The sequence below is a fragment of the Pseudarthrobacter sulfonivorans genome (assembly GCF_031454915.1).
Lineage (GTDB): Bacteria > Actinomycetota > Actinomycetes > Actinomycetales > Micrococcaceae > Arthrobacter > Arthrobacter sulfonivorans_C.
The window spans coordinates 597,020-621,909 of the sequence record NZ_JAVDRS010000001.1; the positions used below are offsets into that span (position 1 = coordinate 597,020).

Consider the following 24,890-nt stretch of genomic DNA (forward strand, 5'->3'; position numbering starts at 1 on the left):
AGAATTCATCCCTGATTGGAGTCATTTGATGAGTAGCATCGCTCCCAGCGCCGATGTGTCGGAACGGGCAATCCTCGGTGAGGGTACCAAGATCTGGCACCTTGCCCAGGTCCGCGAGGACGCCCGACTCGGCGTGAACTGCATTGTTGGCCGCGGCGCCTACGTGGGCACCGGTGTCGAGATCGGCAACAACACCAAGATCCAGAACTACGCTCTGGTCTACGAACCTGCCAAGCTGGGGAACGGCGTGTTTATTGGTCCGGCAGTTGTCCTGACCAACGACACGTACCCGCGATCGGTTAGCCCGGATGGTTCGCTCAAGAGCGCCCACGACTGGACGCCTGTTGGCGTGACGATCGAGGACGGTGCATCAATTGGTGCCAGGGCTGTCTGCGTTGCCCCTTTGACGATCGGACGGTGGGCAACAGTTGCCGCCGGTGCCGTTGTCACCAAGGATGTTCCGGCATTTGCCCTGATGGCGGGAGTCCCCGCACGACGGCTCGGCTGGGTGGGCAAAGCCGGATTCCCGCTCACCCTGGACGGCGAGTACTGGGTGTGCCCTGAGACGGGCGCCAAATATGTTGAAGACGAAAATTCTTTGAAAGAAGCAGAGGACAACGCATGAGCCAGGAATTCATTCCCGCAGCAAAGCCGATCATCGGCGATGAGGAACGCGCCGCCGTCGACGCCGTTATGGCGACGGGCATGCTTGCCCAGGGCACGCAGGTTGCTGCGTTCGAGTCGGAATTTTCGCAGGTCCTTCTCGACGGACGCGCATCTGTTGCCGTGAATTCCGGCACCTCTGGTCTCCACCTTGGCCTGCTGGCCTCGGGAGTCGGCGTCGGCGATGAAGTAATCGTTCCGTCCTTTACCTTCGCGGCGACCGGAAATTCCGTTGCAGCCACCGGCGCCACCCCTGTGTTCGCCGACATCGAATTGGACCACTACACACTTGACGTGGACCATGTTGCTTCCCTCATCACGGATAAGACCAAGGGCATCATGCCCGTGCACTTGTACGGCCACCCCTTCGCGGCCGAGGCCTTCGCCAAACTGGCCGCTGACCATGGCATTGACCTCTACGAGGATGCCGCCCAGGCCCACGGCGCGAGCCTGAACGGCAAGAAGGTCGGTACCTTCGGCAAGTTCGCCATGTTCAGCCTGTACCCCACCAAGAACATGACCTCGGGTGAGGGCGGGATGGTGTCCACGGCCGATGCCGACGTGGAACGCAATCTTCGTCTGCTCCGCAACCAGGGCATGGAGAAGCAGTACGAGAACGAAATCGTGGGCTTCAACGCGCGGATGACTGATCTGCACGCTTCGATCGGACGGGTCCAGCTCACCAAGGTCTTGGGTTGGACGGCCCAACGCCAGGCCAACGCCGCCTTCCTGACGGCAAACCTTGAAGGCGTAGGCACCCCTGTTGTGGCACCGGGCGCCGAACACGTCTTCCACCAGTACACCATCCGGGTCCCTGAAGACCGTGACGGCATGTCCAAGGCACTGCGCGAGGAATACAACATCGGTTCCGGTGTCTACTACCCGGTACCCAACCACCGTCTGCCGTCCTTCAACCGGACCGAAGAACTCCCGAACACCGAAATCGCGGCAAAGGAAGTTCTGTCCCTGCCGGTTCACCCGTCACTGAGCCAGGATGACCTTGAACGCATTGTCAGCGCAGTGAACAAGCTCGCGCAGGCGGGTGCATAGTGGCCAACCTTCGCGTAGGACTGATCGGCCTCGGCATGATGGGCCGCCACCACGCCCGCGTTATCCGCGAGGTGGAAGGCATCGAGCTGGTTGCCGTGGCCGACTCCTATGGCGACCCTCATGGTGTTGCCAAGGAACTGAAGGTCCTCTCGTCCGTTGAAGAACTCATCGCGGCAGGTCTGGACATGGCTGTGGCCGCTGTTCCCACCGGCATGCATGAAGAAGTCGGACTCGCGCTGGCCGCAGCGGGTATCCACACCCTGGTGGAAAAGCCGATCGCAGCAAGCGCTGACGCCGGACAGCGGATGGTTGAAGCCTTTGCCGCAAAGGGCCTGATCGGCGCCGTCGGCCACATCGAGCGCTTCAACCCCGCCCTTCAGTCGCTGCGGAAGCGCATCGCCAACGGAGAGCTCGGCGATGTGTACCAGATCGCCACGCGCCGCCAGGGACCTTTCCCGTCGCGCATTGCCGACGTCGGCGTCGTGAAGGACCTCGGTACCCATGACATTGACCTCACGGCATGGCTCGCTCAGAGCCGGTTCGAAACGATCTACGCCCGGACCACGACACGCAGCGGCCGCCCGCACGAGGACATGGTTACCGCAACGGGTCAGCTCGACAACGGCGTGATCACCAACCACCTGGTCAACTGGCTGTCCCCGATGAAGGAACGGTTGACGATCGTCACGGGCGAAAAGGGCGCCTTCGTCGCTGACACCGTCACAGCGGACCTGACATTCTTCGAGAATGGAACTGTGGCAACCGAGTGGGAATCCATGGCGGCGTTCCGAGGAGTTTCCGAAGGCAACGTCACTCGTTTGGCCATCCCGAAACCGGAGCCGTTGCGCACCGAACACGAAGCCTTCCGCGATGCCGTGCTGGGATTGCGGAGCGACGTCGTCACGATGCAGGAAGGCCTCGACACCCTTCTCGTGGCGGAGGCCGTGCTGCGATCCGCAGACAGCGGACAGATGGTGCGGGTTCCCGCTTCGTGACGGTGCGAAAACCCCTGAAGGTTGCGCTGGTCAGTAGATTGTTCACTCCTGAGGTCGGGGCGGCTGCCTTCCGTCTGCAGGCTCTGGCGGACGGTCTGGCCGCGGCAGGAGCCGAGGTTGCCGTGATCACGACCCGGCCGCCCATGGCGGCCGGGCCGGCTCCGGTCAGGGAATACAAGATCTCGCGATGGCCCGTGCTCAGGGATTCAGGCGGCAATGTGCGCGGTTATGTCCAATACATGAGCTTCGACGTACCGGCGCTGTTCCGCCTGCTGTTCACCAAGGCCGACGTGGTTGTCGCGGAACCGCCGCCCACCACGGGAGTCGTCGTGGCGCTGAGCTCAGCCCTGCGTCGCCGCCCCTTCGTCTACTACGCGGCCGACATCTGGACCGAGGCGTTGTCCGCCACCAATGTTCCTCCACTTGTTGTGCGGGTAATGCGGGCAGCGGAGGGTTTTGCTCTTCGCCGGGCCGCCAAGGTCATCGCTGTCTCAGAATCCGTAGCCGGGAAGGTCGTTGAGTTCGGCGTACCTGCTGACCGCGTTCACGTTGTGGGCAACGGTATCGACACGACCGTCTTCGGTCCTGCCGGCGAAACGGCTGAGAACACCGGGCCCTACTTCGTCTATACCGGAACGATGTCGGAGTGGCAGGGAGCGGACGTTTTTGTACGCGCATTGCCGGCTGTCCTGGCCAAATTTCCTGAGGCCAGCATTCGCTTCTACGGGCAAGGCTCCGACGAGCAGCATCTTCGCGAACTCGCGGCCGAGATAGCTCCCGGCAGTGTTTATTTCGGCGGCGTGATTCCTCCGGCCGAGACAGCATCATGGATCCGGGGCGCGTCGGCGGCTCTTGTCAGCATCAAACCCGGCCAGGGCTACGACTTTGCCAAGCCGACGAAGATTTACGCCGCAGCGGGCTGCGGAACACCGGTGGTCTTCGCTGGAACTGGAGACGCCGCGGCGCTGGTTGCCGACAATGGGCTCGGAGAAGCAGCCCAATACGATGTCGCCTCCGTGGCAGAAGCAATGGTACGCATCCTCGGCGCCGGGGACGGGGTAAAGGAAGACGGCGGCCGTGCCGCCAGGGCGGCCTGGGTCCAGGAACATGCATCCTTGGCCAAGTCGGGAAAGCTGGCCGCAACCGAAGTCGTAGCTGCTGCGACGGGCTGAAAATGCCGCCGACGGAGGATGCTGCAGGGGGCGTACACGGCACCCTTATGGACCTCCGGAATGCAGGCCAATGTTGAATCTCGGGTAGTCTAGACCCGGCACATAGGGCTGTCTAGCCCTGCCACCAAAGAACACAGGAGAGTTGTGAACGCTGATCTCGTCGTCGTCGGTTCAGGTTTTTTTGGCCTGACAATCGCAGAGCGCGCCGCCACCGAGCTGGGGCTTAAGGTTGCGGTCCTGGACCGCCGCCACCACATCGGGGGCAACGCCTACAGCGAAAAAGAGGCAAAGACCGGCATCGAAGTGCACCGGTACGGCGCACATCTGTTCCACACCTCCAATGAGCGTGTCTGGGAGTACGTGAACCGCTTTACGGCCTTCACCAACTACCAGCACAAGGTCTATACCAGCCACAACGGCGAGGTGTACCAGATGCCGATTAACCTGGGCACGATTAACCAGTTCTTCCGCGCCTCCATGGGCCCTGCCGAGGCCCGGGCCCTCATCCAGGAGCAGGCCGGGGAGCTGGCGGGAACGGACCCGGAAAACCTGAACGACAAAGGCATCCAGCTGATCGGGCGCCCTCTCTACGAAGCATTTATCAAGTACTACACCGGCAAGCAGTGGCAAACTGACCCCAAGGATCTGCCTGCAGAGATTATTTCCAGGCTCCCGGTCCGCTACAACTATGACAACCGGTACTTCAACGACACGTATGAGGGTCTGCCTGTCGACGGCTACACCGCCTGGATCGAACGGATGGCGGATCATCCGAACATCGAGGTCCACCTCAATACCGACTTCTTCGATGACGGCGAGTTCGGCCGCGAATCGGTCCGGGGCCAAGTGCCAGTCATCTACACGGGCCCGGTAGACCGCTACTTCGACTTCGCCGAAGGCGACCTGTCCTGGCGCACCATCGACCTCGAGGAAGAGGTCCTGCCCGTAGAAGACTTCCAGGGCTGTGCCGTCATGAATTACCCGGATGAGAACGTGCCGTTCACCCGGATCCATGAATTCCGCCACTTCCACCCTGAACGTGAATACACGAAGGATGCCACCGTCATCATGCGGGAGTTCTCCCGCTTCGCGGAGAAGGGCGACGAACCCTATTACCCGGTGAACACCGCCGTCGACCGTTCCAAGCTGCTGGCTTACCGCGACCTCGCCCGCGGTGAGGACTCCGTGCTGTTCGGCGGTCGGCTGGGAACGTATAAGTACCTCGATATGCATATGGCAATCGGGTCGGCCTTGAGCATGTTCGACAACGAGATCAAACCGCACTTCAGCGGTGGTGCGAAGCTGGAAAGCGGAGGAGTGGACGCATGAGCGTAGCAACAGAATTCCGGCAGGAGTCCGAACCCGGCACCGGCGAAACGACGTGGAGAACTGTCCACCGTGTGGTGTTCCCGGTGGATGGCGACACAGACACATTGCCGCTGTACGTGGATTTCGACGCAGCGCGACGTGTAGTCGAAGAGGACACCACTTCCAAGCGGGGCAGCAAAACACCACAGCTCGTGGTGCAGAGCAGCCAAATCCGCTCGGACTTCATTCTGGACCGCCGCCGGCTGTCCTTGCCGGCCCACCAGCGTGTGTCTTTTGGCACGTACTTCAACGCATTCCCCGCCAGCTACTGGCGGGCCCACACGGATGTGCAGAAAGTGCGGCTCAGTATTGAAGTGGACGCCGAGGCCACTGTCATTGTGTACAAGTCCAGTCCGCGCGGCAGTTCCAACCGTGTCCAGAGCATGCACACGTCTGGCAGCACCACCGCCACCTGCGAGCTGCCACTGACCACGTTCGCCGACGGCGGCTGGTATTGGTTTGACCTCGTCGCCCATGGCCGCGACGTCACGCTCAAGAGTGCCGACTGGTCGGTGCCTCAACCCGACGGCTTCAAACCGGGCACCTTGTCGATCGCGGTAACCACGTTCAACCGTCCTGATTACTGCGTCAAGCACCTGCGCAACTTTGCCGGGTCCGAAGACCTGCTTGGTGTCATGGACCGCCTCATCGTCACGGACCAAGGCAACCAGAAGGTCAGGGACGAGCCCGGTTTTGACGACGCCGCTGCCAACCTGGGTGAGAAATTCACCCTGGTCGAGCAGGGGAATCTTGGCGGCTCGGGAGGATTTGCCCGGGGTATGCTCGAGGCCGTGGAGGGTGGTGAGAGCGATTACGTCATGCTTCTGGATGACGACGTCGTTGTCGAGACCGAAGGCGTCCTCCGTGCCGTAAATTTCGCCGACTTCACCCGCCACCCCACAATTGTGGGCGGACACATGTTCAACCTTTTCGAACGTTCCGTGATCCACAACTTTGGCGAGGGCATCAACCAGTACCGCTTCCAGTACGAAGCGCTCGGCCAGGAGAGGAGTGCACACGATTTCGCTGCCAGCAACCTCCGCACCACACCGTGGATGCACCGGCGGGTCGATGTGGATTACAACGGCTGGTGGATGTGCCTGATCCCGACGTCCATCATTCGTGAAATAGGCCTTGCCCTTCCCGTCTTCATCAAATGGGACGACGTCGAATACGGCATCCGGGCCGGTGCGAACGGCTACACCACAGTCAGCCTTCCTGGTGCTGCTGTCTGGCATATGCCGTGGACGGAAAAGGACGACACCATCGACTGGCAGGCGTATTTCCACCAGCGCAACCGCTGGGTGGCCGCCCTCCTCTATTCCCAGTACCGAAAGGGCGGCCGGCTGCCGATCGAAAGCTTCCTGAAGGATGTCAGGCACTTGCTTTCGCTTCAATACTCGGCAGTGGAGCTACGCAACCGCGCCCTTAAAGACCTGTTGGACGGGCCCTCCCACCTCCACGAGACGATCGGGAGTAAGCTCGCTGAGATCCGTGCGATTCGATCCAGCTTCCCTGATGCGCAGGTGACCAATGACCTCACACAGTTTCCTGCGGTCAAACGGCAGCACATACCCAAATTCGGGCTGGCACCGTCCCGTCCGAAAAACTATGCACAGGCGGTCTCCAGCGCATTTTCCGGCGCACTGCGGCAGCTGCGCCCGGTGAGCCCTGCCGCCAAGGAAAATCCCGAGGCCGTGGTCGCTGCGGCGGACGCCCGGTGGTGGCGGTTGGCTCACCTGGATTCGGCACTCGTTTCTGCCTCTGATGGGACAGGTGCGTCGTGGTATCGCAGGGACAACGTCCGGTTCCGCAAGCAGCTCCTGACAAGTGTGATACTGCACGCACGCGCTTTGGGCCGGTGGGATGAGCTGTCCAGCTCTTACAGGAAAGAACTCCCCAATTTCACCTCTCCGGAAGCCTGGGGCAAGACCTTCGAAGCAGCCTCTGTGGCTGACGAGCAGAAGCCCAGTAGATGACGAAGGGACAAACCTCCCCGGCACGGCAGGAACATGGCCGCGAGCTGGTTTCTCCTGGTAAGGGGAACGGCCTGGCGGATGTATTCCGGTCCAGGTTTTTGCTCAAACTCCTGGTCCGCAAGGAACTCCGGGTCCGATACCGGGGATCGGTGCTGGGCCTGCTCTGGACGTACGTCAAGCCGGGCGTCCAGTTCGTTGCCTTTTACATAGCACTCGGCGTTTTCCTGGGGCTGGAACAAAGCGCCTCCAACCGTGGCGGGCTGCCCAACTACGCTGTCTACCTGTTCTCCGGCATCATTTTGGTGAACTTCTTCACCGAATCGCTGAGTAACTCCACGCGCTCCATCGTCCACAACAGCGGGCTGATCAACAAGATCTATTTGCCGCGTGAGCTGTTCCCGGCAGCCTCGGTGTGGGTGTCTGGTGTGCACTTTCTGCCGCAGATCTTTGTGCTTGTTGTGGCGTGTCTGTTCAGCGGCTGGAGGCCTGGCCCACTCGAAGCTCTTTCCGCGGTCGCTGGATTCCTGATCATCGCGCTGCTGGCGGTTGGTCTGGGCCTCTTCTTCGGCGCCGTGAATGTCTACTTCCGGGATGCCGAAAACGTCGTTGACCTGTTCCTCATGGTGGCCACGTGGGTCTCGCCGGTGCTGTATTCATGGCGAATGGTCCAGGACAAGGCCGGCGAGATCGGTTTCGCGATCTACCAGCTAAACCCGATCACTGTTGCCGTGGAGTGCTTCCACCACGCGTTTTGGCTTCCGACCACTGCCGGTGCCGAGGGGAGCCCGCCCAATCTGCTGACGGTGTGGGTCCCTGTCGCCCTGATAGTGTCCCTCGTCATTCTTTTCCTCGGCCAGTGGACCTTCCGCCGGCTCGAAGGCCGTTTCGCCCAGGAGCTGTAACCGTGTCTGTCGCCATAGAAATTCGGCATATCAACAAGCAGTTCGTGCTCAGGCACACCCGCTCGCTGAAAGAGGCCCTGGTCTGGCTGTCGAAAGGCCGAAAGGGCGATCTGTCCAAAAAGTTTCATGCCCTGAGGGACCTGTCCGTCGAGGTCGGACACGGTGAAACAGTGGCGCTGCTGGGCCTTAACGGCTCGGGAAAGTCCACTCTGCTCAAGCACATTTCGGGGGTCATGCAGCCGGACTCGGGTACGGTCCGTACCGGTGGCCGGGTGGCCGGGCTGATAGAAGTGGGGGCCGGCTTCCACCCCGATCTTTCAGGACGTGACAACGTCTACCTCAACGGCGCGATCCTCGGCATGAGCGAAACCGAGATCAAGGACAAGTTCGACTCCATTGTCGAGTTCGCGGAGATCGGCGAGTTCATCGACACCGAGGTAAAGTTCTACTCTTCCGGAATGTATCTGCGGCTCGCATTTTCCGTTGCAGTCCACACAGACCCGGATGTGTTCCTGGTGGACGAGATCCTTGCCGTCGGAGACGAGCCGTTTCAGAAGAAGTGCCTTGCAAAAATCAAAGAGTTGGCCTCGGCAGGCAAGACGCTCGTTGTCGTGAGCCATGACCTGGATCTTGTGGCGCAGGTCTGCGAACGCGGCGTGCTGCTGGAACATGGTTCCGTCATCATGGATGGACCGATCGATCAGGTCATCCAGAAGCTCCGGGACCGTTAGCGGCGCCTCGGCAGACCCGGGGGATCTGGCCCGGTGCGAGCGTGCGTCGACCATGCACGAATGAAGACAGTTCTTGCGGCAGTCGGTGACGACGCTCTTTCTAGCAACATTATTGGAGGAAATTTGTCCTGGCTTGAGACTTTGCCGGCTTTGTTCGCCGCGCTGGCAGTCGTCCTCCTTCCCGGTGCCGCCTTGGCGTGGGCCGTCGGATTACGGCGATCGAGCCTCCTTGGACTCGCGCCGCTGTTCTCGCTCAGCATTGCCGGCGTCGTGGCCGTGGTCGCCGATTGGGTCCGCTTGCCCTGGAACCTCGGAGTAGTGCTGGTGGCTACCGCGCTCGTGTCCGCGGTGGGCTGGCTCCTGTTCCGGCGCTGGAAGCCAGCGGAACGTCCGCAACCGGAACCATGGACTGTCGTTGCCAGTGCAGCAGCGGGCATCAGCGTCGGGGCGTTCCTGATTGGACGCCGCATCATTCAGTTGGTGGGCGCGCCGGACAATATTTCACAGCGGTATGACAACATTTTCCATCTCAACGCAGTCCGCTATGTCCTGGACACCGCGAACGCGTCCTCGCTGGACCTTGGCAGAATGGGCGGCGGCGGCGGGGGACGGGCCTCCGTCTATCCAGCCGTGTGGCATTCGCTGGCAGCGCTCGTTACGCAGCTGACCGGGGCGGAAGTGGCGGTGTCCGTCAATGTCATCAACCTGGTCGCAGGTGCGGTCCTTTGGCCGGTCTCGGTCGTCTTCCTTACCCGGGTCATCATCGGCCCGCGGCTGCTTGGGCTGGCGGCGGCCGGCGTGCTTTCGAGCGGTTTCGTCGCATTCCCCTACCTCCTGATGGTCTGGGGGCCACTGTTTCCCAACCTTCTTTCGGCGAGCGTCCTGCCAGCAGCATTGGCCGCGATAATTTTGGTGTGCCGGAAGGCGACGTCTATGAATGAAACGCCGCTGCAGTCCTGGCTGGCGTTGCTCATCGTCTTGCCAGGACTGGCGCTGTCGCACATGAGTTCCGTCAATGCACTGCTGGCATTCAGCGCACCTTTACTGCTGTGGACGCTGGCCGCCAAGATCCGGAGGCTGGCCCAAGGCCGGGCTCCCTTGCGCTCGTACGTTCTGCCCGCACTCGTAGCCCTCGTCGTGACGGCCGTTGCCGCAGTCGTATGGAAGCTCCTTCGCCCGGGGTTTTACGGCGGGTGGAAAGCGCATCAGACGGTGGCCGGCGCCGTGGGTGAGGTCGTCACTAACGCCCCCATGCGTACCGAGGTGGCCCTCGTGGCGTCCGTCCTTGTGTTCATTGGTGTCGCAGCCATCCTCCCCCAACGCAAATTGTGGTGGGTTCTTGGGTGCTACGCCGCGGCTGCGTACCTTTACATCGTGGACGCCGGCTTTGCCGCAGGCTGGGCCCGGGACTTCTTTACCGGAACCTGGTACCAGGACACGCACCGGCTGGCCGCCTACTTGCCGATATTCGCGACCGTGCTGGCAGCATTGGGGCTTACAACCGTGGCCGACGCGATCCTCAAGGCGGCCGCCACGTACCGCGGAAGGTTGAGGGGCATGTTCCCTAAGGGCCAATCCGGCTGGAAATTTGCCGGCGGGTTGACACCTGCGGCCGTGGCAGGGGGACTGGTTGTTTGCGCTCTGCTGGCCCTGGTGACACAGACCGGTCCCGTCCGGAATTACATTGGACAAAACAAAATCTTCTACGAACGGGACACCAAGGAATCAATCGTCTCGTCGAACGAGTACAAGCTATTTGACCGCCTCGCCGCGGAGGTGCCCGAAGACGCAGTGATCGCGGTCAATCCTTGGAATGGCGGCTCCTTGGCCTATGCCTTCGCGGACCGGAAAGTGCTTGAATACCACCAGACCCAGCGGATGAATGCCGACATGCGCACTATCGCGGAGGGCTTGGCGAACGCCGACACAAATCCGCAGGTATGCGCGGCAGTCCGGAAGCTGAAGGTGACCTACGCCCTGGATCTCGGCGGTCAGTACTTGCTGAACCATCCGTCCAGTGAGACGTACCAGGGTCTCCAGGATCTTGAAAAATCCAAGGCTGTCCAACTCGTTGACAGCGAGGGGGAGGCAAAACTCTTCAAGGTTGTGGCGTGTCAGTAGCCTGAGTCTGCGCCTGCCTCCAGCAGTGCGTCCACAGTGCGCCGCGCCGCCTGGCCGTCTCCGTAAGGGGACTCAGTTGTGGGGGCAGGTGCTGGCCGCTGCACAGCCGCGGCCAGCACGGACAGGTCGTCACTGACCAGGACGTTCCAGCCGAGGTTGACCGTTTCCACCCATTCCGTTTCGGGCCGGATCGTGGTGCAGGGTACGCGCAGCAGGAATGCCTCTTTCTGCAGTCCTCCGGAGTCGGTAATCACGCCGGCACTGTTCATTACAGCGTTGACGAGTTCGGGGTAGGCCAGCGGGTTGGCGACTTTGAGCCGCCTGCTGTCGAGTGACAGGCCATGGCGGGTTGCGATGTCCACCAGCCGGGGGTGGGCGAGGAGGACCACGTCCCTGTCGAGGTCAGAGAGCGACTCAATGATTTGCTTCAGCCTTGCCGGATCATCGGTGTTGTCCGGCCGGTGGATAGTACTGATGTAGTAATCGCCGGGCGTGACGCCTGAAGGGAGAAGGGCGTCCCGGTGTTCGAGCACGGAGCGGGTTTTGTAGAGCACATCCGTCATGACATCCCCGACCAGCACGCTGCGTGCGGCCAGTCCCTCATTGGCGAGGTGCTGCATGGCTACTTCCGTAGGGGCCAGGAGGATATCTGACGCGTGATCAGTCAGGACCCTGTTGTGTTCCTCAGGCATCCGGCGGTTGAACGAACGTAGTCCCGCCTCGAGGTGGGCGAGGGGGATGTGCATTTTTACCGCAGCGAGTGCTGCGGCCAACGTCGAGTTCGTGTCCCCATATACGAGCACGCAGTCGGGGCGGACGGACTCGAAAATGTCCTCGAGTCCCGCAAGCATGGTGCCGGTCTGGCGGCCGTGCTTGCCAGAACCCACACCCAGATTGAAATCGGGGGCCGGGATACCCAGGTCCTCGAAGAATACGTCCGACATGATTTCGTCGTAGTGCTGGCCGGTGTGTGCAATCAGATGTTCTGCGCGACCTTCCATGGCGGAAGCGATCGGTGCGAGTTTCACGAACTGGGGGCGCGCGCCGACGACGCTGAGAATACGCATGGAAGCAACTTTACCGGTCAGGAACCAAAGGTCCGGAACCGGGGCGTGCCGGGCTCAACGCGAAGGAAAAAGTTCCTGCAGAATCTCGCGCTCCGTGTCTTCATCGACCTTTGAGCTGAGTTCCAAGGCGGACTCGTGGGCGTTGGCCTTGCACTTGGCGATCCTGGCCCTGTCGAGCTGTCGCAGCGCGGCGGCCAGGGACTCCGATGAGAAGTCTGTGGTCACGGCTCCGAGGTCGTAGCGTTCGATGAGCCGGGAAGTTTCAGGCGAAGGGCTGAAGACGATCGCCAGCCGTGCCTGAACGAAATCAAAAAATTTGTTTGGGAGCATCAGGGCGTGGTTTCGGGTCTGCGGGGGCAGGCTAAAGATGCCGACATCGTACGCGTTCAGCACTTCGGGAAGTTCCGCCGGCGTGACCGGAGGGTGAAAGGTGACCTTGGTGGGGCCTGTGGCAAGGGCTTCCAGCGTCCGCAGGTACTTGCCACCGTCCCTGGCGGGAACGAGGTAAAAGTCCAGGCTGTATCCCGGGCCGAGCTGTCCAACGGCGTCAATCATCCCCTCGAGGTTCCTGCCGGGGACAGCGGCCCCGCTGTGGACCAGCCGGATCGTGTCCGGAGACTCTGCGCTGGGAGTCAGATCCTCGAAAGGCCGCGCGTTACGCACGGTCGCAGTACGGCACCCAAACTCCTGCTCGTAAAGCCGTGCGATGGAATCGTTGACGACGGTCACTGCCCGTGTACGCGGCAGGTACTTGGCGCACACGTAAGTCATGAAGGGTTTGATCAGCAACCGCCACGACAGGACATGCACGCGTTCCTCGGGAGCCCACTCATGCATGTCGCCCCAGACGGGGGCGCCGTTGGCCACATGGTGGGCAAGGGGAAGCGCACGGGCTTCATTGGCGACGACAAGGTCGTAGGAGTGTCCGGCCGCCAGATCCGCGGCTGCCCGCACGGCCGGAGCCTTGAGCTCAAGGCTTTTGTAACGCCGCAGTCCCAGGAGTGCAACGCCGGCCAGAGTCTGGGGGAGGGACGGAAGCGATGAATCGATCCGCAGGTGTTCGGTTGCTGATTCCGGTTTCTCGCCGTAGCCCATAGTCGTCACATCGCCGTACTCCGCCAAAACGTCGAGCTGGCGGAGTACTCGCGCATCAGCTTTGATATCGGAGAAGGAGATGCAGAGGATTTGTGGGCGCATCCTGCAATTCTAGGGCGAATCGGGGACCTGTCCGAGCCAGCTGGCGCCGCTCAGGGCGCGTAGCCCGCTGTCCCGCCGGCCCGGCGTTGGGTCCATGGCTTCGAGCCGACCGTGCCCGCTATGCGATACTTGCGTAGTGAGTCGTACTTGGATTGTGATCCCTCTGTTCAACGAGGCCCCCGTTATCGGCTCCGTCATTAAGGACCTCCTGCCCGAATTCCCCCATATCGTGTGCGTTGATGACGGAAGCACTGACACCTCCGCCCAAGCCGCCCGGTCTGCCGGCGCAGTAGTCGTCCAACATCCCGTAAACCTGGGCCAGGGCGCCGCCCTGCAGACAGGGTTCGAGTATGTTCTTCAGGACCCCGAGATGTCCTGCGTGGTGACTTTCGACGCCGACGGCCAGCACCGGGTGTCCGATGCCGCAGCAATGGTGGCCCGGATCCGCGGCGGCGAGGCCGACGTCGTCCTGGGTTCCCGCTTCCTGGATTCGCGCACGCGGCTCGGCCCGGTGAAGCGTCTGGTGTTGCGCACTGCCGCGGTCCAGTCGCGCTGGAGCACAGGCATGCCCCTGACAGACGCCCACAATGGATTGCGTGCGTTCAACGGTCACGTGGTGTCGAACATCCATCTCACGCAGAACAGAATGGCGCACGCTTCTGAGCTCGTTCAGATACTGGCAGCACTCAAGCCGAGATGGACGGAACACCCGGTGGAAATCATCTACACCGAGTACTCCAAATCGAAGGGCCAGTCACTCCTCAACTCCGTCAATATCCTGGCGGACCTGCTCTTTAGGTAGTCCACATGATCATCATCGTTCAAGTAGTCCTGGTCCTCGTCGTCTTCTTCTTCTCGTCGATGCTGATCCGCGGAGGATCCAACGCGAAACACATGGCGGTGCGCCGCATCATGGTTCTACTGTTTGCCGTCTCGGCGGTCCTTTCGATCTTCTTTCCCGCCATTCTCAGCCAGATGGCACGACTCGTCGGGGTAGGCCGGGGCACCGACCTGATGCTCTATGCCTTCATTGTCTCGTTCCTTGTATACATGTCCACGACGCACCAGCGCTTCCGGCAGACGGAGACCACGCTCACTAAGCTGTCCCGCAGGATCGCGTTGGACGAGGCAGAGCGGCCGTGGGAGACCGTCGCCGCAACGGCTTCCCCTGCTGTGTCCGAGCCGACGTCCAACGATGCAGCGCCCCCCCGACCCCGCCAAGGGCTGTGACGAGCGACAAAGCGGGGCCCAGGGTCCTGCATGTTAACGACTGCGCGTTTTATGCGCATCGCGTGCTTGCAGATGCCCGGACGCGCGGCCTTCCATGGGGTTTCTACCCGCGGGCAGTGGCCAGTTCGGGCCGAACCGGGCTTCTCGGCAGGCTGCGCTACGCCGGGCAGGGCTTATCCTGGCTTGCGGGCCTGGCGAAGCGATCGCTGCGCGTGGACCTTCTGCACATCCATTCGGGCAGCATGCTTCATCACACCCGGTTTGTACCCAAAAAATATGTCCTGACCCTCCACGGCACGGATATCCGCAGCCTGCAGTATGAGCCGCAATGGCAAAAGTCGATCCGGGACGGGGTACGGCGGGCGGCTTCGGTCATGTATACGACGCCTGATCTTCGGGAACACGTGATCGGACTCCGCCCGGACGCAATCTACCTGCCGGTACCGGTTACTCTTTCCACGCTCCCGCGCCGCAGCGTGGATGAATCCGGGACACCCCGAATATTTTTCGTTTCCCGCTGGGATGATTCCAAGGGAGCCGTCGAACAACTCGCTACCGCGCGCGAGCTCATCCGCCTGAGCCGTGGCCGGTACGAAGTTGTGGGACTGGACTGGGGGCCGCACACGGCAGCCGCAGCCTCAGCCGGCGTCAACCTCGTGCCCAAAATGAGCCATCAGGACTATCTTAAGTTCCTGGCAGGCAGTGCCGTGGCCGTGGGCCAGTCCTCGGGCGTATTGGGCTCCAGCGAACTGGAGGCCCTCGGCATCGGCGTTCCGCTGTACATGCCTCTTGGCGAGGGTCTTTACCCGGACTCTCCTCCGGTCGGATGGGGAAATTCCGTGGACCCTGAAGGGCTGGCACTGTGCCTGGTCGAAGAGCTCGTGGACGGCCACGCGATGGACGAGCGTGCACGGGAAGGGCTGCGCTGGATCGATGAGCACCACTCGACGGCAGCCACCGTCGACCGGCTGCTGGAGATCTACGGGCAGGTGCTCAGCTAGACACCGCCGGGCCCGCAGCCGCTTATCCGCCCAGCGGCCGGGAGTCCCCAAACCTGGCGGCAAAGACCTTCTCAGCTGCCTGCAGGCCGAAATAGGCAGCGGGCACCTTCCCTGCACGCAGAAAATGCCAGGCTGTCCGAACAGCCGGCAGGTCTGCCGCCAAGAGAACGTCAGCAGAGGCCAGCATCGCCACGGCGGAGGGGTCAGCGCGCACTGACCTCCAGTACACCCGCGACGGATCCGTGGGGCCCAGTGACAGCAGCAGCCGGCCGGGTGGTGAGGTCCGCAGCAGTGACTCAAGGCGCTCCAACGGCAAGGCAGCGAGCACCCGATCCAGGAGCGGGGTTCGGCGGGGTGAGACCACGTGGGATGACGCCATGTCCAGTTGCGCGGTCGATGGCAGCCAAGACAGGAGCGACACTTTGACGTCACGCCCCGAGGCCCGGCCGAGTGCCGAGTGCGGCGAGTCGTCACCCAGGGCCGATCGGAACAGTTGCTCGGGCACGGAACGTGATCCGATGAGTACAACGACGTTCAGGGGCTTATCCATGGCTGGCCTCCGCTACGAGTTCGGTCAGGTGACTGATGCGGGGCTGCAACTGTTTGTCCCGGGAAAGGTGGTCCGCCCACGCCTGATTCCGTGCGTAGTCAGCCGGGGTCATGTCCCCTGCCCTTTGGGCCGTCTTGAGGATGGTTTCAGCGATGCTTTCCGGCGAAAGGTCCGGTACCGGGAACCAATCCTGGTGGCCGTCGAGGATAGTTGTACAGGCGGTCTCCGGGTGGTGCAGGGAAGCAATGGGTAGGCCGCTGGCGGCATACTCGAAGACTTTGCCGCTGGTCACGTACTTGCTTCTGCCAAGGATGAGCATGAGCGCGTCAAAGCCTTTGTACTTGTCGGCCACGGCAGTTTTGCTAACCGGGCCTTCATAGCTGACGCCGTCGTCGGCATACTCCTTAAGGAGCGCCAGTATGGTGGGATCCGGCTCGGCGTAGTGGCCAAGCCGGCCATGGATCTCAAACCTGGAGTTACGGACGAGTTTGGACCGGGTGCGCGCGATACGCCAGCCCTCAAGCGATTCGCGCAGCGGCATAGGCCCGTAGATGGTCCCCAGATAACCGAACACGAGGCCGGAAGCGTCGGAACGCTCCGGTTTGGAGATGCCGGCGAAGGCCTGGGCGAATTCCGGATCGAAGGCGTTCGCCACCACACGGAAGCGCTCGGAACCTGGCGCGTAGGACTGCGCGTGCCAGTCGCGGATAGGAGCGTTCACGAACCAGACTTCCGCCGCGGAGGCAAGGAGCTTTTTTTCAAGCCTGGCGGAGCGGCTGAACCGGGAGCCGACAAACGTGTCAGTGTAAACATTCAGGTGCCACGTATCGCGGTAGTCCATCACATAGGGGACGCCCGCAGTCTTGTGCAGATGCCACCCCGGCACAAAGTCCACGTTCGGGTTGGCGGTCCCTATGACGAGGTCGACCGGATCGGCACTATGGATGCGGTCGGTCTCCTTGAGGAGCGCCTTCTTCCAGCCACCATAGACGGGCTCCGGGAAGGCGAGGCGATCAGACTTCGCCCGTGCGTAAGACCACAGCAGGTTGGAGGCGATCCTTGTCCGGGACCACTTCGCGAGGTCCGGCTCGCCGCGCACCCAGCTGAATGGTGCGCGGACAATGTTCAGGCGCGGATCCACCTTCAGCTCAAGGTCGGTGTCGGTGCCTGTCTGGTACTCGAATACCTCCCGGGTCGCCGTCAGCACCGTGACCTTCCAGCCAGCGTCCACGAATGCGTTCGCTGTCGCCAGTGCGCGGTAAACACCCGCTCCCCGAGAGGGAGGGAAACCCCAGGCAACATACAGCAAATGCGGGCGTTTCGGTGAAATCAAGGGCTTCCTTCCGATGTTCTGACGTTACAACTGTACCGTCCTGCGGTGGCCGGCCCGCGCCCTCCTCACCGGCTCCCGCCGCGGGCCGCGGCCTGTCTGCTAGGTTCTAGACATGGCAAGAAGAGGCGGGGATCCGCGGGTAGTTCACGTTTTCGACTGTGCGGATGTAGGTTCCACGCTCGTGCGAACAGCTCTTGCCCAAGGCAAGCCGTGGAGCTACCTGCCCGCTCGCGACGCATCCCGCGATGGCAACGACCTGCCGGGACGCCTCAACAGGTTGCGTGGGGTCGGTGGCTGGACAGCGAAAAGATGGTACTTGACCCTTCCGGCGGACCTCCTGCACATTCACTTCGGGACGCGCGTGGACATTGCCACTCGGTGGCCCAAGCGGCCGTTCGTCGTGCATTTCCACGGCACCGATATCCGGGAGTTCTATCAGGACCCCCGGCAGCGGGCGAAGATTCAGTGGGGTGCTGACACTGCCCAGGCCGTGTTCTATGCAACCCCGGACTTGGCGGAGTATGCACTCGAAGCCCGGCCAGATGCCGTGTATGTGCCGAATCCGGTGGACCTTGCCGAGCTCCCTGCCTGGGCACCGTCGGCGGAGCCGCGTGTGGCCTTCGCCTCTCGGTGGGGGGCCGCCAAGGGCGGCGCAGAGCAGCTCGAGCTGGCGGCCAAACTATCGCGGGCACTCGCCGGCACAGGAGTACGCCTGCAGGGGCTGGATTGGGGAGAAAACGCCGCCCGTGCTTCAGAACTAGGCGTTGAGTTGATCCCCACCATGGGCAAGACGGCTTATCTGGGCTGGCTGGCGCAAGCCCATACTGTTGTCGGGCAGTCCACCGGGCTGCTCGGTATGAGTGAGCTGCAAGCCATCGGCATCGGTGTGCCCACTGCAGCGAACCTCAGGCCGGGGCTCTATCCGGGCGTCGTTCCGGTGATCGGGACAGACACCGTCAACGAGCAGGTGGATGCCATCGTGGCGGCGGCGAAGGACGCAGCCACCACGGCCGCCCGTCTCGGGGCGCTTTCGTGGATTACCGAGCATCATGACCCGACCAAAATTGTTCGGCTGCTGTCGTCGTCTTATGCGGCTATTTCCCTCCGGGAGGGACGGGCGGACTAACTGAGGCCCGCCAGCGATGCCTGGACGGCGAAGTCCGGGACGCTGCGCACGACTTCGTCGAAGGAGCCGTGGGCCACGACCCGGCCGTCCCGCATGAAAAATACGATGTCGGCGTCCCTGATGGTGGCGAGTCGGTGTGCCACCGTAATCACGGTCACCTCGCCGTGCAGCTCGTGGATTGCCTGGGTGACCGCCGCCTCAGTACTTGTGTCCAGGGCGCTTGTGGCCTCATCCATAACCAGCACATTGGGCTCGTTGTAGAGGGCGCGCGCAATGCCGAGGCGCTGCCGCTGGCCACCGGAGAGGGCAAGCCCGCGTTCTGCCACCATGGCGTCTATGCCGCCCTCCCTGCCCAAGACCGTTTCCAGGAGTTGGGCGCGGCGCAAGGCGACCACAACTTTGTCCGGTTCCACATTGGCTGGGTTCCAGGTCAGTGCCACGTTCTGCCCGACCGTTGCGTCGAACAGGGACACCTCCTGCGGAACGTAGCCGATTCGTTTACGCCAGTCGTCCAGCACGAAATGCATGTTCTGGCCTGCGACTTCGATGTGGCCACCGCTCGGTTCGAGCAGTCCCAGGAGAATGTCCACAAGTGTGGACTTTCCCGCGCCGGACGAGCCGACGACCGCGACGTGTGAGCCTGCCGGGATCCGCATGGTGACCCCGTCGAGGGCAGGGCTGTCCGCATTGGGGTAGTGGAACGATACGTCGTGGAGCACGATGTCTGTTTTGCCGGGGCCGAGCTCGCGTTGCGGACGCTCAGCGGCGTTGGCAGCCAGCAACTTCTCTCCGCTCGCAATATCGCGCATCACCTGATGGGCAAAGGAGGCGCTCGAATTCGCCTGTGACTGAACTGCCTGAAGCCTGGTCAAGGACGGAACCAGCCGGAAGCCGGCAACGGCGAACAAGCCGATGGCGCTGATGGCTCCGGCCGGACCTCCCGTAGCCAGCCCGACTCCGCCTACGAGTGCAAAGCCGACGATCAGGGCGGCCTCAAGGACGTAGCGGGGGACCTGCCCCAGGAAGATTGACTGTGCGCGCGCCGCGGAACTGCGGACCCGGGTGGAGTGCACCCTTTCCTGCACGTCGCCTGCCCGGCCCGCAAGCGTGAGTTCCTTGAGGGCGTTCATCGCTTCGGTGAGCATCACCACGGTGCGTCCTGACCAGTGGCGGTTTTCGCGGCCTGCGTTGACCGACCGCGGCGAGATGACACGAGCCAGGAGAAAAGCGATCAGCCCGAGGTAGGTCAGCGTGACTACTGCAATGAGCGGTTCGGCGACAAAAAGCACAACAATGACGGCGAGGAGCGTGCCGAATTCCCCGAAAAGGGTCATCGCCGGGATCAGCACGCCCGAAACGGTGATACCAACACCGACGTCGACCATTCTGATGAGCTCGCTGGAGTTCTTCTTGAGCCGGTCTTCCCAAGGGGAGGCGAGGTAGGAAGCAAACAGGCGGTCGCCGATGGCGACTTCGTGCTGGGCGAAGCGGCGCGTGGCGACCCTCAGCAGCAGGACGGCCAAAGCACCCTTCAGCACTATGAGCGTACAAACGCCTACGAGTATCGGCACTACCTGCTCGGAGACGTTACCGAGGACGGGGAGGATGACAGGGCTGTTGGAGACCAAGGACGGCAACAGCAGGGCGATCATTCCCAGAGCCAGCATGTCCAGGACGGCAAGGCAAGCGCTGGCGATGCCGTAGCTCAGCAGGAATCGCCTGCTCCCGGCCGGAAGAGTGGAGAGTAACGGCCGCAGGACTGTCAGTAGATTTTTCATACATGGATCAGGTTACTTGAGAATGCATGGCGGCCGCGTATCCCGGGGCGCCTGCGGAAGCTGCCCTGCGCACGGTTTCGACGGCCGCAAGCGCGCAAAAGCGCGGTGTTAGGGTTGCCGTTGTGAGGAAAACACCCGAGGAACCCGCCGTTGTTCATTTCTTCGATTGCGCCGACGTCGGGAAGACGTTAGTGGGGTACGGGAAGCGTGCGGGCTACAAGTGGTGGCATCGTCCTGCCCTCGCGCCTGGCATGGGAGGCGCCGTTCCCTCGGGCCCGGTGCAGGCAAAATTCGAAAGCACCTCCTGGCGCATCCGCAGGACTATTGAAGCGTTGCGGGCTGACGTGATGCACGTCCACTTCGGCACCAGGGCCGGCGTTGCCAACAGCCGGCCGACGATCCCGTTTGTGATGCACTGGCACGGCACGGACATCCGGACGACGTATTACACCCCGCAAGGCCGTCCCAACATCCAATGGGGCGCTGATCATGCCGCCGCTGTGGTTTATGCCACTCCCGACCTGAGGCAGCACGCAGAACCTGTGCGTCCGGACGCGGTGTATCTGCCAACACCCGTAGATATGGAGGAACTGCCGCTATGGGTTCCGGAAGGTCGTCCCCGAGTAGTTTTCGCTTCACGCTGGGATGATTCCAAAAACGCCACCGAGCAACTCGAGGTTGCCGCGGCCATCCGCGAAGCTACGCAGGGTCGCGTAGCTCTGGAGGGCCTTGACTGGGGGCATCGCGTCGAGGAAGCCCGGGCCTTGGGAATCACGCTTGTCCCTAAGATGCCCAAGGCCGTTTACCTCAAGTGGATGGCGGGAGCGCACTGCGTCGTGGGTCAGTCCTCCGGAATCTTGGGTGTTAGTGAACTTCAGGCCATGGCCATGGGGATTCCCATGGTCATGAATCTTGAAGCTGGTTATTACACTGACGCTCCGACCCTCCAAGGCGACGGACCTGAAGGCCTGGCAGCCCAGGTTCTTCGCGCCTTGGAGGATCCTTTGGCTGTCTCGGCCCGGGCCAATGCCCGGGGATGGGTTGAACGGCACCACAGTCCGGACGCGGCAGTGGCGAAACTGGCCGCCATCTATCGCAGCGTCGTGCCCCGGCTCTGATCCCAGCCGGGAGTGGGGACCGCGTGCCCAATCCGCATAGCGGCAACTGGCAGGCTTTTGGATAGTTCCAAAGCAGCACATACCCGGTCTTACGAAGAAGGCGGTTCCCCAAGGCATGGGCAACCGCCTTCTTCTTGCTGTCGGGCCTTAGCCAGCAGCGGAAGACAGCGAAACGAGCGACGCTGAACCGACCGTTCCCGCGGTTGATACCGGGCCCCAGGCGCCAGTGGACGCCACCGAGTAGTACCGCAGCTGCCCAGTGGTCTGCAGGGCAAGCACTCCATTTCCTGCAGCCCCCGCAAATCCTGCGGTCGCCGAGAACTGCCGGAAGGTCTGCCAGCCGGTGCCGACGACTTTCCGGGTCTCCGGGACGAACTTGTTGGCGCCGGTGGACCGGTACAGCTTCATGGAGCCCGTGCCGGCAACGGCAAGAAGATCCTGGTGTCCGTCAGTATCGAAGTCGACCATGGCCAGCTTCATGCCATTCCAGCCAGTGCCGATCCGGACCGGAGCGCTGAGCGCAGTACCGGATGCGTTGGCCCAGAAGCTCAGCTCGCCGTTGCTGCCGTAACCGACGAGCCCGGGATACGCGCTGCCTGTCACCCAGCGGCCGGTAACGAAGGTGGTCTGGGCGAAGCCAGTGCTGGCGAGGCTGATGGGCCCGGTGAATCCGCCTGCCTTGGAGCCGAGATACACGTTGAGCGCACCCGAGGTCCATTGTGCCAGCACATCGGGCACGCCATCTTTGTTCCAATCGAGGACGTGGAGGGTCTTAGCGCCGGACCAGCCGCTGCCGATCTGGTAGGGCGCGGTCAGGCCACCGGTTCCGCTGGCGGGATGCGTCCATAGCTTGCCTGCGGTATCCACCCGCAGAACGTCGGACTGGCTGGTGATGGGTTGCTGCCGGGTGATGGTGGCGCTGCCGGCGATCAAGGCGTTAGCCCAGCCAGTAGCCACGGCCTTTTTGGCCCCCAAAACACCCTTGGCCAAGGGGTAGTAGCTGAGGTTGCCGGTGGTGTCGCGGGCGACTAGGCCGGTGGAGCCTGCCGCGGCGAAGCCATGGGCGGGACTGATGCTGTTCATTGCGTTCCAGCCGCTGCCTACCTGGGGGCGGGCCTCGCTGATGAATGTGCCCGCACCGTTGGAGCGGAAAATCTTCATTTGGCCTACGTTGTCCACAGCGATGAGGTCCTGGCTGCCGTCGCTGTCGACGTCCAGCATGGTGACATCCATGCGGACAAAGCCCTTTCCAATGGTCGCTGGGGCACTGACCGTTCCGCCGGACGTATTGGCGTAGAAGGCTACGACCGCGTCCGGCCGCCGGACGATCAGGCCGGGGTACTTAGAGCCCTTGAGCCAAGGCCCGAACGTTATGTCCGCACCGGTCATTGCGGAGAGCAGCAGCACCGGGGCAGCGAACCCGCCAGCCTTCAAACCGATGCGGATGCTGAGTTCACCGGCGGTGTTCAGCAAAGCCAGGTCCTGCACGTCGTCCGCATTCCAGTCCACGACGTGGACGGAAGCCAGGCCCGTGAATCCGGTCCCGATCTGGACCGGGGCACCCAGCGTGCCGGTACCTGCCTGGCGTCGGAAGAGGTTGCCGGCGGGGTCGACGCTGACCACATCCGATGCGGCCTTAATGGATGGGTTGACGGGCTCTGGAGTTGGTTCCGTCGTCGGAGCAGTGTTGACGGTTTCTCCTCCGGCGATGAGGAATGCGCCCCATCCAGTGCCGATGACGGAACTTGCACCCCAGGTGGAGTTGCCCGGCACCGGGAAGTATTTCAGGGTGCCGTCTTTCGTTCGGGCCATGATGCCGGTCGCGGCATAGCCCTTGAAAGCGAAAGTGACCGTCATGCTGGTTATCTGGTTCCAGCCGGAACCGACGGCTGGGCGCGTTTCGGAAATGAATGCTCCTGCACCGTTCGAGCGATACTGGCGGAGGGTCCCGGCTGGGTCCTGGGCGAGGATGTCCTCGTTTCCGTCGCCATCGAAGTCGATCATGGTCAGGTTCAGGTTGGACCAGCCGACACCGATAATGCTGGCTGTTCCCAGTCCACCGCCGGAGCTGTTGCGCCAGAAAGAAAGGTTGCCGCCGTCGTCCCTGGTGAGGATCTGTGGGTATGGGCTTCCGCTGAGCCAGTAGCCGATGGTGAGCTGGTAGCCGCCCCAACCGGACGAGGCGAGGACGGGCCCTGTCGAGAAGCCTCCGGCGGCGACGCCGAGGTAGACAGCGACCCGGCCGGTTGTCCACTGGGCCACCAGGTCAAGGACGCCGTCGGCGTTCCAGTCAATCACGTTGATCGAGCGCAGCCCCGTCCATCCTTGGCCGATCTGCTTTCGGGCACCGAAGGTGCCTGTCCCGGTGGCCGGATAGTCCCAGAGGGCACCGTTGGCATCGGCCGCGACGGCGTCGCCGGTGGACATGATCGAGGGCCGCGGAATCGTCCCATCAGCGGTGGAAGCGAACTTCTGCAGAGAGGCGTAGCTGCCATTCCAGGCGTTGGAGTCGCCGGCGAAGGGGCCCTTGCTGCTGTACTGCCAGACGCTGTAGGTTCCCCAACCGTTCGGCATGTTGCCGACATACGTCGAGTAGGAGGCCAGGTGCAGGGGCTGGTGTCCGAACGCCCCCGAGTTGCCTGTGCACTGGGACCACCAGTCTGTGGTGGTGTAGATCATGGGCAGGCGGCCGGTCCTGGACAGCACACGGTTGGAGAAATCCTTGATCCAGCTGACCATGGCGGTGGGACTCATGTTGTAGCAGGTGTTGCCGAGGGTGCTGTAGGGGTTGTATTCGATGTCCAGCAGCGGCGGCAAAGTTTTTCCGTCGGGACTCCAGCCGCCGCCACTGTTGACGAAGTAATCCGCTTGGGTAGCTCCGGTTGAGATACTGGGCAGCGCGAAGTGGTAGGCGCCGCGCATGAGCCCAACGCTCTGGGCACCGGAATACTGCGAAGCGAAGGTGGGGCTGCGGTAACTGACGCCCTCGGAGGCCTTGACGTACGCGAAACGGGCGCCCATTGAGTACTGCTGTGGCCAATTAACAGTCGGCTGGTGGCTGCTGACGTCCAGGCCCTGGACGCCCGGGGCTTGCCAGGTGTTTTCCGTCTGCAGTGCTTCGGGGATGACAGTCCCTTCAGAGCGGGGGGAGGCGGCCAGCCGCGTTTTGAGACCTTGGCCCATATGGCCGCCGTTCGCGCCGATGGCGGCGTTAAGCGCGTCCATGTCGACAGTCTTAGGGACAGGGTCGGTCGCTGCTGTCTCAACCGGACTCAGTGCTGGTGTGGCTTCAGCCGTTGCCACGCTGCCGGCTGCGGGGTCCTGGTCAGCCGCTGGCGTGGCGGTGGCGCTTGGCGACGCTGACGGCTCCGATTCGAGGGCGCCGGCGTGGGCCGGCAGGCCGAGCGCCGCGACTGCTGTGACGACAACGGTTGCAAGGGTTTTGAGCACCGAAGTGCGTCGTATTGACAGGGTCGGTTTCGGCTTCATGTGTCTCTCCGGAGCGTTAA

Annotated in this window: 20 protein-coding genes; 14 read left to right on the forward strand and 6 right to left on the reverse strand. The window is 62.5% G+C overall.

Annotation, left to right across the window (positions count from 1 at the left end):
* Nucleotides 1–28: 28 nt before the first annotated feature.
* From J2808_RS02680 to J2808_RS02720, 9 genes are all read left to right on the forward strand, one after another.
* Nucleotides 29–625: an acyltransferase gene (locus J2808_RS02680; RefSeq protein WP_309811194.1), complete on the forward strand. Its 597-nt coding sequence runs from the start codon at nucleotides 29–31 to the stop codon at nucleotides 623–625.
* Complete coding sequence (locus J2808_RS02685) at nucleotides 622–1,713, forward strand: DegT/DnrJ/EryC1/StrS family aminotransferase (RefSeq protein WP_309811197.1); 1,092 nt, start codon at nucleotides 622–624, stop codon at nucleotides 1,711–1,713. The genes J2808_RS02680 and J2808_RS02685 overlap by 4 nt, the downstream gene beginning before the upstream one ends.
* Nucleotides 1,713–2,708, forward strand: coding sequence for a Gfo/Idh/MocA family oxidoreductase (locus J2808_RS02690; protein WP_309811200.1), 996 nt, complete (start codon nucleotides 1,713–1,715; stop codon nucleotides 2,706–2,708). Before J2808_RS02685 ends, J2808_RS02690 begins: the two co-directional genes overlap by 1 nt.
* Complete coding sequence (locus J2808_RS02695) at nucleotides 2,705–3,880, forward strand: glycosyltransferase family 4 protein (protein ID WP_309811203.1); 1,176 nt, start codon at nucleotides 2,705–2,707, stop codon at nucleotides 3,878–3,880. Before J2808_RS02690 ends, J2808_RS02695 begins: the two co-directional genes overlap by 4 nt.
* Nucleotides 3,881–4,024: 144 nt before the next feature.
* The gene (gene glf, locus J2808_RS02700; RefSeq protein WP_309811206.1) at nucleotides 4,025–5,209 is read left to right on the forward strand and encodes a UDP-galactopyranose mutase; all 1,185 of its coding nucleotides are present in this window, start codon (nucleotides 4,025–4,027) and stop codon (nucleotides 5,207–5,209) included.
* Complete coding sequence (locus tag J2808_RS02705; RefSeq protein ID WP_309811208.1) at nucleotides 5,206–7,227, forward strand: glycosyltransferase; 2,022 nt, start codon at nucleotides 5,206–5,208, stop codon at nucleotides 7,225–7,227. Before glf ends, J2808_RS02705 begins: the two co-directional genes overlap by 4 nt.
* On the forward strand, nucleotides 7,224–8,129 hold the full coding sequence (locus tag J2808_RS02710) for an ABC transporter permease (protein WP_309811210.1): 906 nt from the start codon (nucleotides 7,224–7,226) through the stop codon (nucleotides 8,127–8,129). The genes J2808_RS02705 and J2808_RS02710 overlap by 4 nt, the downstream gene beginning before the upstream one ends.
* A 2-nt stretch (nucleotides 8,130–8,131) precedes the next feature.
* Nucleotides 8,132–8,860 carry an ABC transporter ATP-binding protein gene (locus J2808_RS02715; protein WP_309811213.1) on the forward strand — a complete coding sequence of 243 codons (729 nt, stop codon included), beginning with the start codon at nucleotides 8,132–8,134 and terminating at the stop codon, nucleotides 8,858–8,860.
* A gap of 60 nt (nucleotides 8,861–8,920) precedes the next feature.
* The gene (locus J2808_RS02720; protein WP_309811215.1) at nucleotides 8,921–10,981 is read left to right on the forward strand and encodes a DUF6541 family protein; all 2,061 of its coding nucleotides are present in this window, start codon (nucleotides 8,921–8,923) and stop codon (nucleotides 10,979–10,981) included.
* On the opposite strand, the gene wecB is transcribed toward J2808_RS02720, so the two are convergent.
* Both wecB and J2808_RS02730 read right to left on the reverse strand, forming a co-directional pair.
* Nucleotides 10,975–12,048, reverse strand: coding sequence for a non-hydrolyzing UDP-N-acetylglucosamine 2-epimerase (gene wecB / locus J2808_RS02725; protein WP_309811218.1), 1,074 nt, complete (start codon nucleotides 12,046–12,048; stop codon nucleotides 10,975–10,977). The two genes, J2808_RS02720 and wecB, sit on opposite strands and share 7 nt — an antisense overlap.
* 54 nt (nucleotides 12,049–12,102) lie before the next feature.
* A complete protein-coding gene (locus J2808_RS02730) occupies nucleotides 12,103–13,245 on the reverse strand; it encodes a glycosyltransferase family protein (RefSeq protein WP_309811222.1) in 1,143 nt (380 codons plus the stop codon).
* A 94-nt stretch (nucleotides 13,246–13,339) separates the two neighbouring features.
* Between J2808_RS02730 and J2808_RS02735 the strand changes: the two genes are divergently transcribed.
* From J2808_RS02735 to J2808_RS02745, 3 genes are all read left to right on the forward strand, one after another.
* The gene (locus J2808_RS02735) at nucleotides 13,340–14,047 is read left to right on the forward strand and encodes a glycosyltransferase family 2 protein (protein ID WP_309811224.1); all 708 of its coding nucleotides are present in this window, start codon (nucleotides 13,340–13,342) and stop codon (nucleotides 14,045–14,047) included.
* Between the two features lie 5 nt (nucleotides 14,048–14,052).
* Nucleotides 14,053–14,475 carry a DUF2304 domain-containing protein gene (locus J2808_RS02740; protein ID WP_309811228.1) on the forward strand — a complete coding sequence of 141 codons (423 nt, stop codon included), beginning with the start codon at nucleotides 14,053–14,055 and terminating at the stop codon, nucleotides 14,473–14,475.
* Nucleotides 14,476–14,537: 62 nt separating this feature from the next.
* Nucleotides 14,538–15,476 carry a glycosyltransferase family protein gene (locus J2808_RS02745; protein ID WP_309811231.1) on the forward strand — a complete coding sequence of 313 codons (939 nt, stop codon included), beginning with the start codon at nucleotides 14,538–14,540 and terminating at the stop codon, nucleotides 15,474–15,476.
* 22 nt (nucleotides 15,477–15,498) lie between these two features.
* Here J2808_RS02745 and J2808_RS02750 read toward each other — a convergent pair whose 3' ends face one another.
* Both J2808_RS02750 and J2808_RS02755 read right to left on the reverse strand, forming a co-directional pair.
* On the reverse strand, nucleotides 15,499–16,026 hold the full coding sequence (locus J2808_RS02750) for a hypothetical protein (protein WP_309811235.1): 528 nt from the start codon (nucleotides 16,024–16,026) through the stop codon (nucleotides 15,499–15,501).
* A complete protein-coding gene (locus J2808_RS02755; protein WP_309811237.1) occupies nucleotides 16,019–17,359 on the reverse strand; it encodes a glycosyltransferase in 1,341 nt (446 codons plus the stop codon). The genes J2808_RS02750 and J2808_RS02755 overlap by 8 nt, the downstream gene beginning before the upstream one ends.
* 181 nt (nucleotides 17,360–17,540) lie before the next feature.
* On the opposite strand from J2808_RS02755, the gene J2808_RS02760 reads away from it, so the two are divergent.
* Nucleotides 17,541–18,485, forward strand: a complete 945-nt coding sequence (locus J2808_RS02760; RefSeq protein ID WP_309811239.1) for a glycosyltransferase — start codon at nucleotides 17,541–17,543, stop codon at nucleotides 18,483–18,485.
* Here J2808_RS02760 and J2808_RS02765 read toward each other — a convergent pair.
* On the reverse strand, nucleotides 18,482–20,263 hold the full coding sequence (locus J2808_RS02765) for an ABC transporter ATP-binding protein (protein WP_309811241.1): 1,782 nt from the start codon (nucleotides 20,261–20,263) through the stop codon (nucleotides 18,482–18,484). The two genes, J2808_RS02760 and J2808_RS02765, sit on opposite strands and share 4 nt — an antisense overlap.
* Before the next feature lie 26 nt (nucleotides 20,264–20,289).
* Between J2808_RS02765 and J2808_RS02770 the strand changes: the two genes are divergently transcribed.
* Nucleotides 20,290–21,381, forward strand: coding sequence for a glycosyltransferase (locus J2808_RS02770; RefSeq protein ID WP_309811243.1), 1,092 nt, complete (start codon nucleotides 20,290–20,292; stop codon nucleotides 21,379–21,381).
* 147 nt (nucleotides 21,382–21,528) lie between these two features.
* On the opposite strand, the gene J2808_RS02775 is transcribed toward J2808_RS02770, so the two are convergent.
* Nucleotides 21,529–24,870, reverse strand: coding sequence for a GH25 family lysozyme (locus J2808_RS02775; protein ID WP_309811246.1), 3,342 nt, complete (start codon nucleotides 24,868–24,870; stop codon nucleotides 21,529–21,531).
* Nucleotides 24,871–24,890: the final 20 nt, after the last annotated feature.

Bases quoted from the DNA above. Each gene is read 5' to 3' on its own strand.
- J2808_RS02685 (WP_309811197.1), top strand. From the start codon at position 622: ATGAGCCAGGAATTCATTCCCGCAGCAAAGCCGATCATCGGCGATGAG.
- J2808_RS02705 (WP_309811208.1), top strand. From the start codon at position 5,206: ATGAGCGTAGCAACAGAATTCCGGCAGGAGTCCGAACCCGGCACCGGC.
- J2808_RS02765 (WP_309811241.1), bottom strand. From the start codon at position 20,263: ATGAAAAATCTACTGACAGTCCTGCGGCCGTTACTCTCCACTCTTCCG.
- J2808_RS02750 (WP_309811235.1), bottom strand. From the start codon at position 16,026: ATGGATAAGCCCCTGAACGTCGTTGTACTCATCGGATCACGTTCCGTG.
- J2808_RS02775 (WP_309811246.1), bottom strand. From the start codon at position 24,870: ATGAAGCCGAAACCGACCCTGTCAATACGACGCACTTCGGTGCTCAAA.
- J2808_RS02740 (WP_309811228.1), top strand. From the start codon at position 14,053: ATGATCATCATCGTTCAAGTAGTCCTGGTCCTCGTCGTCTTCTTCTTC.
- J2808_RS02735 (WP_309811224.1), top strand. From the start codon at position 13,340: ATGGCTTCGAGCCGACCGTGCCCGCTATGCGATACTTGCGTAGTGAGT.
- J2808_RS02710 (WP_309811210.1), top strand. From the start codon at position 7,224: ATGACGAAGGGACAAACCTCCCCGGCACGGCAGGAACATGGCCGCGAG.
- J2808_RS02730 (WP_309811222.1), bottom strand. From the start codon at position 13,245: ATGCGCCCACAAATCCTCTGCATCTCCTTCTCCGATATCAAAGCTGAT.
- J2808_RS02680 (WP_309811194.1), top strand. From the start codon at position 29: ATGAGTAGCATCGCTCCCAGCGCCGATGTGTCGGAACGGGCAATCCTC.
- J2808_RS02720 (WP_309811215.1), top strand. From the start codon at position 8,921: ATGAAGACAGTTCTTGCGGCAGTCGGTGACGACGCTCTTTCTAGCAAC.
- wecB (WP_309811218.1), bottom strand. From the start codon at position 12,048: ATGCGTATTCTCAGCGTCGTCGGCGCGCGCCCCCAGTTCGTGAAACTC.
- J2808_RS02770 (WP_309811243.1), top strand. From the start codon at position 20,290: ATGGCGGCCGCGTATCCCGGGGCGCCTGCGGAAGCTGCCCTGCGCACG.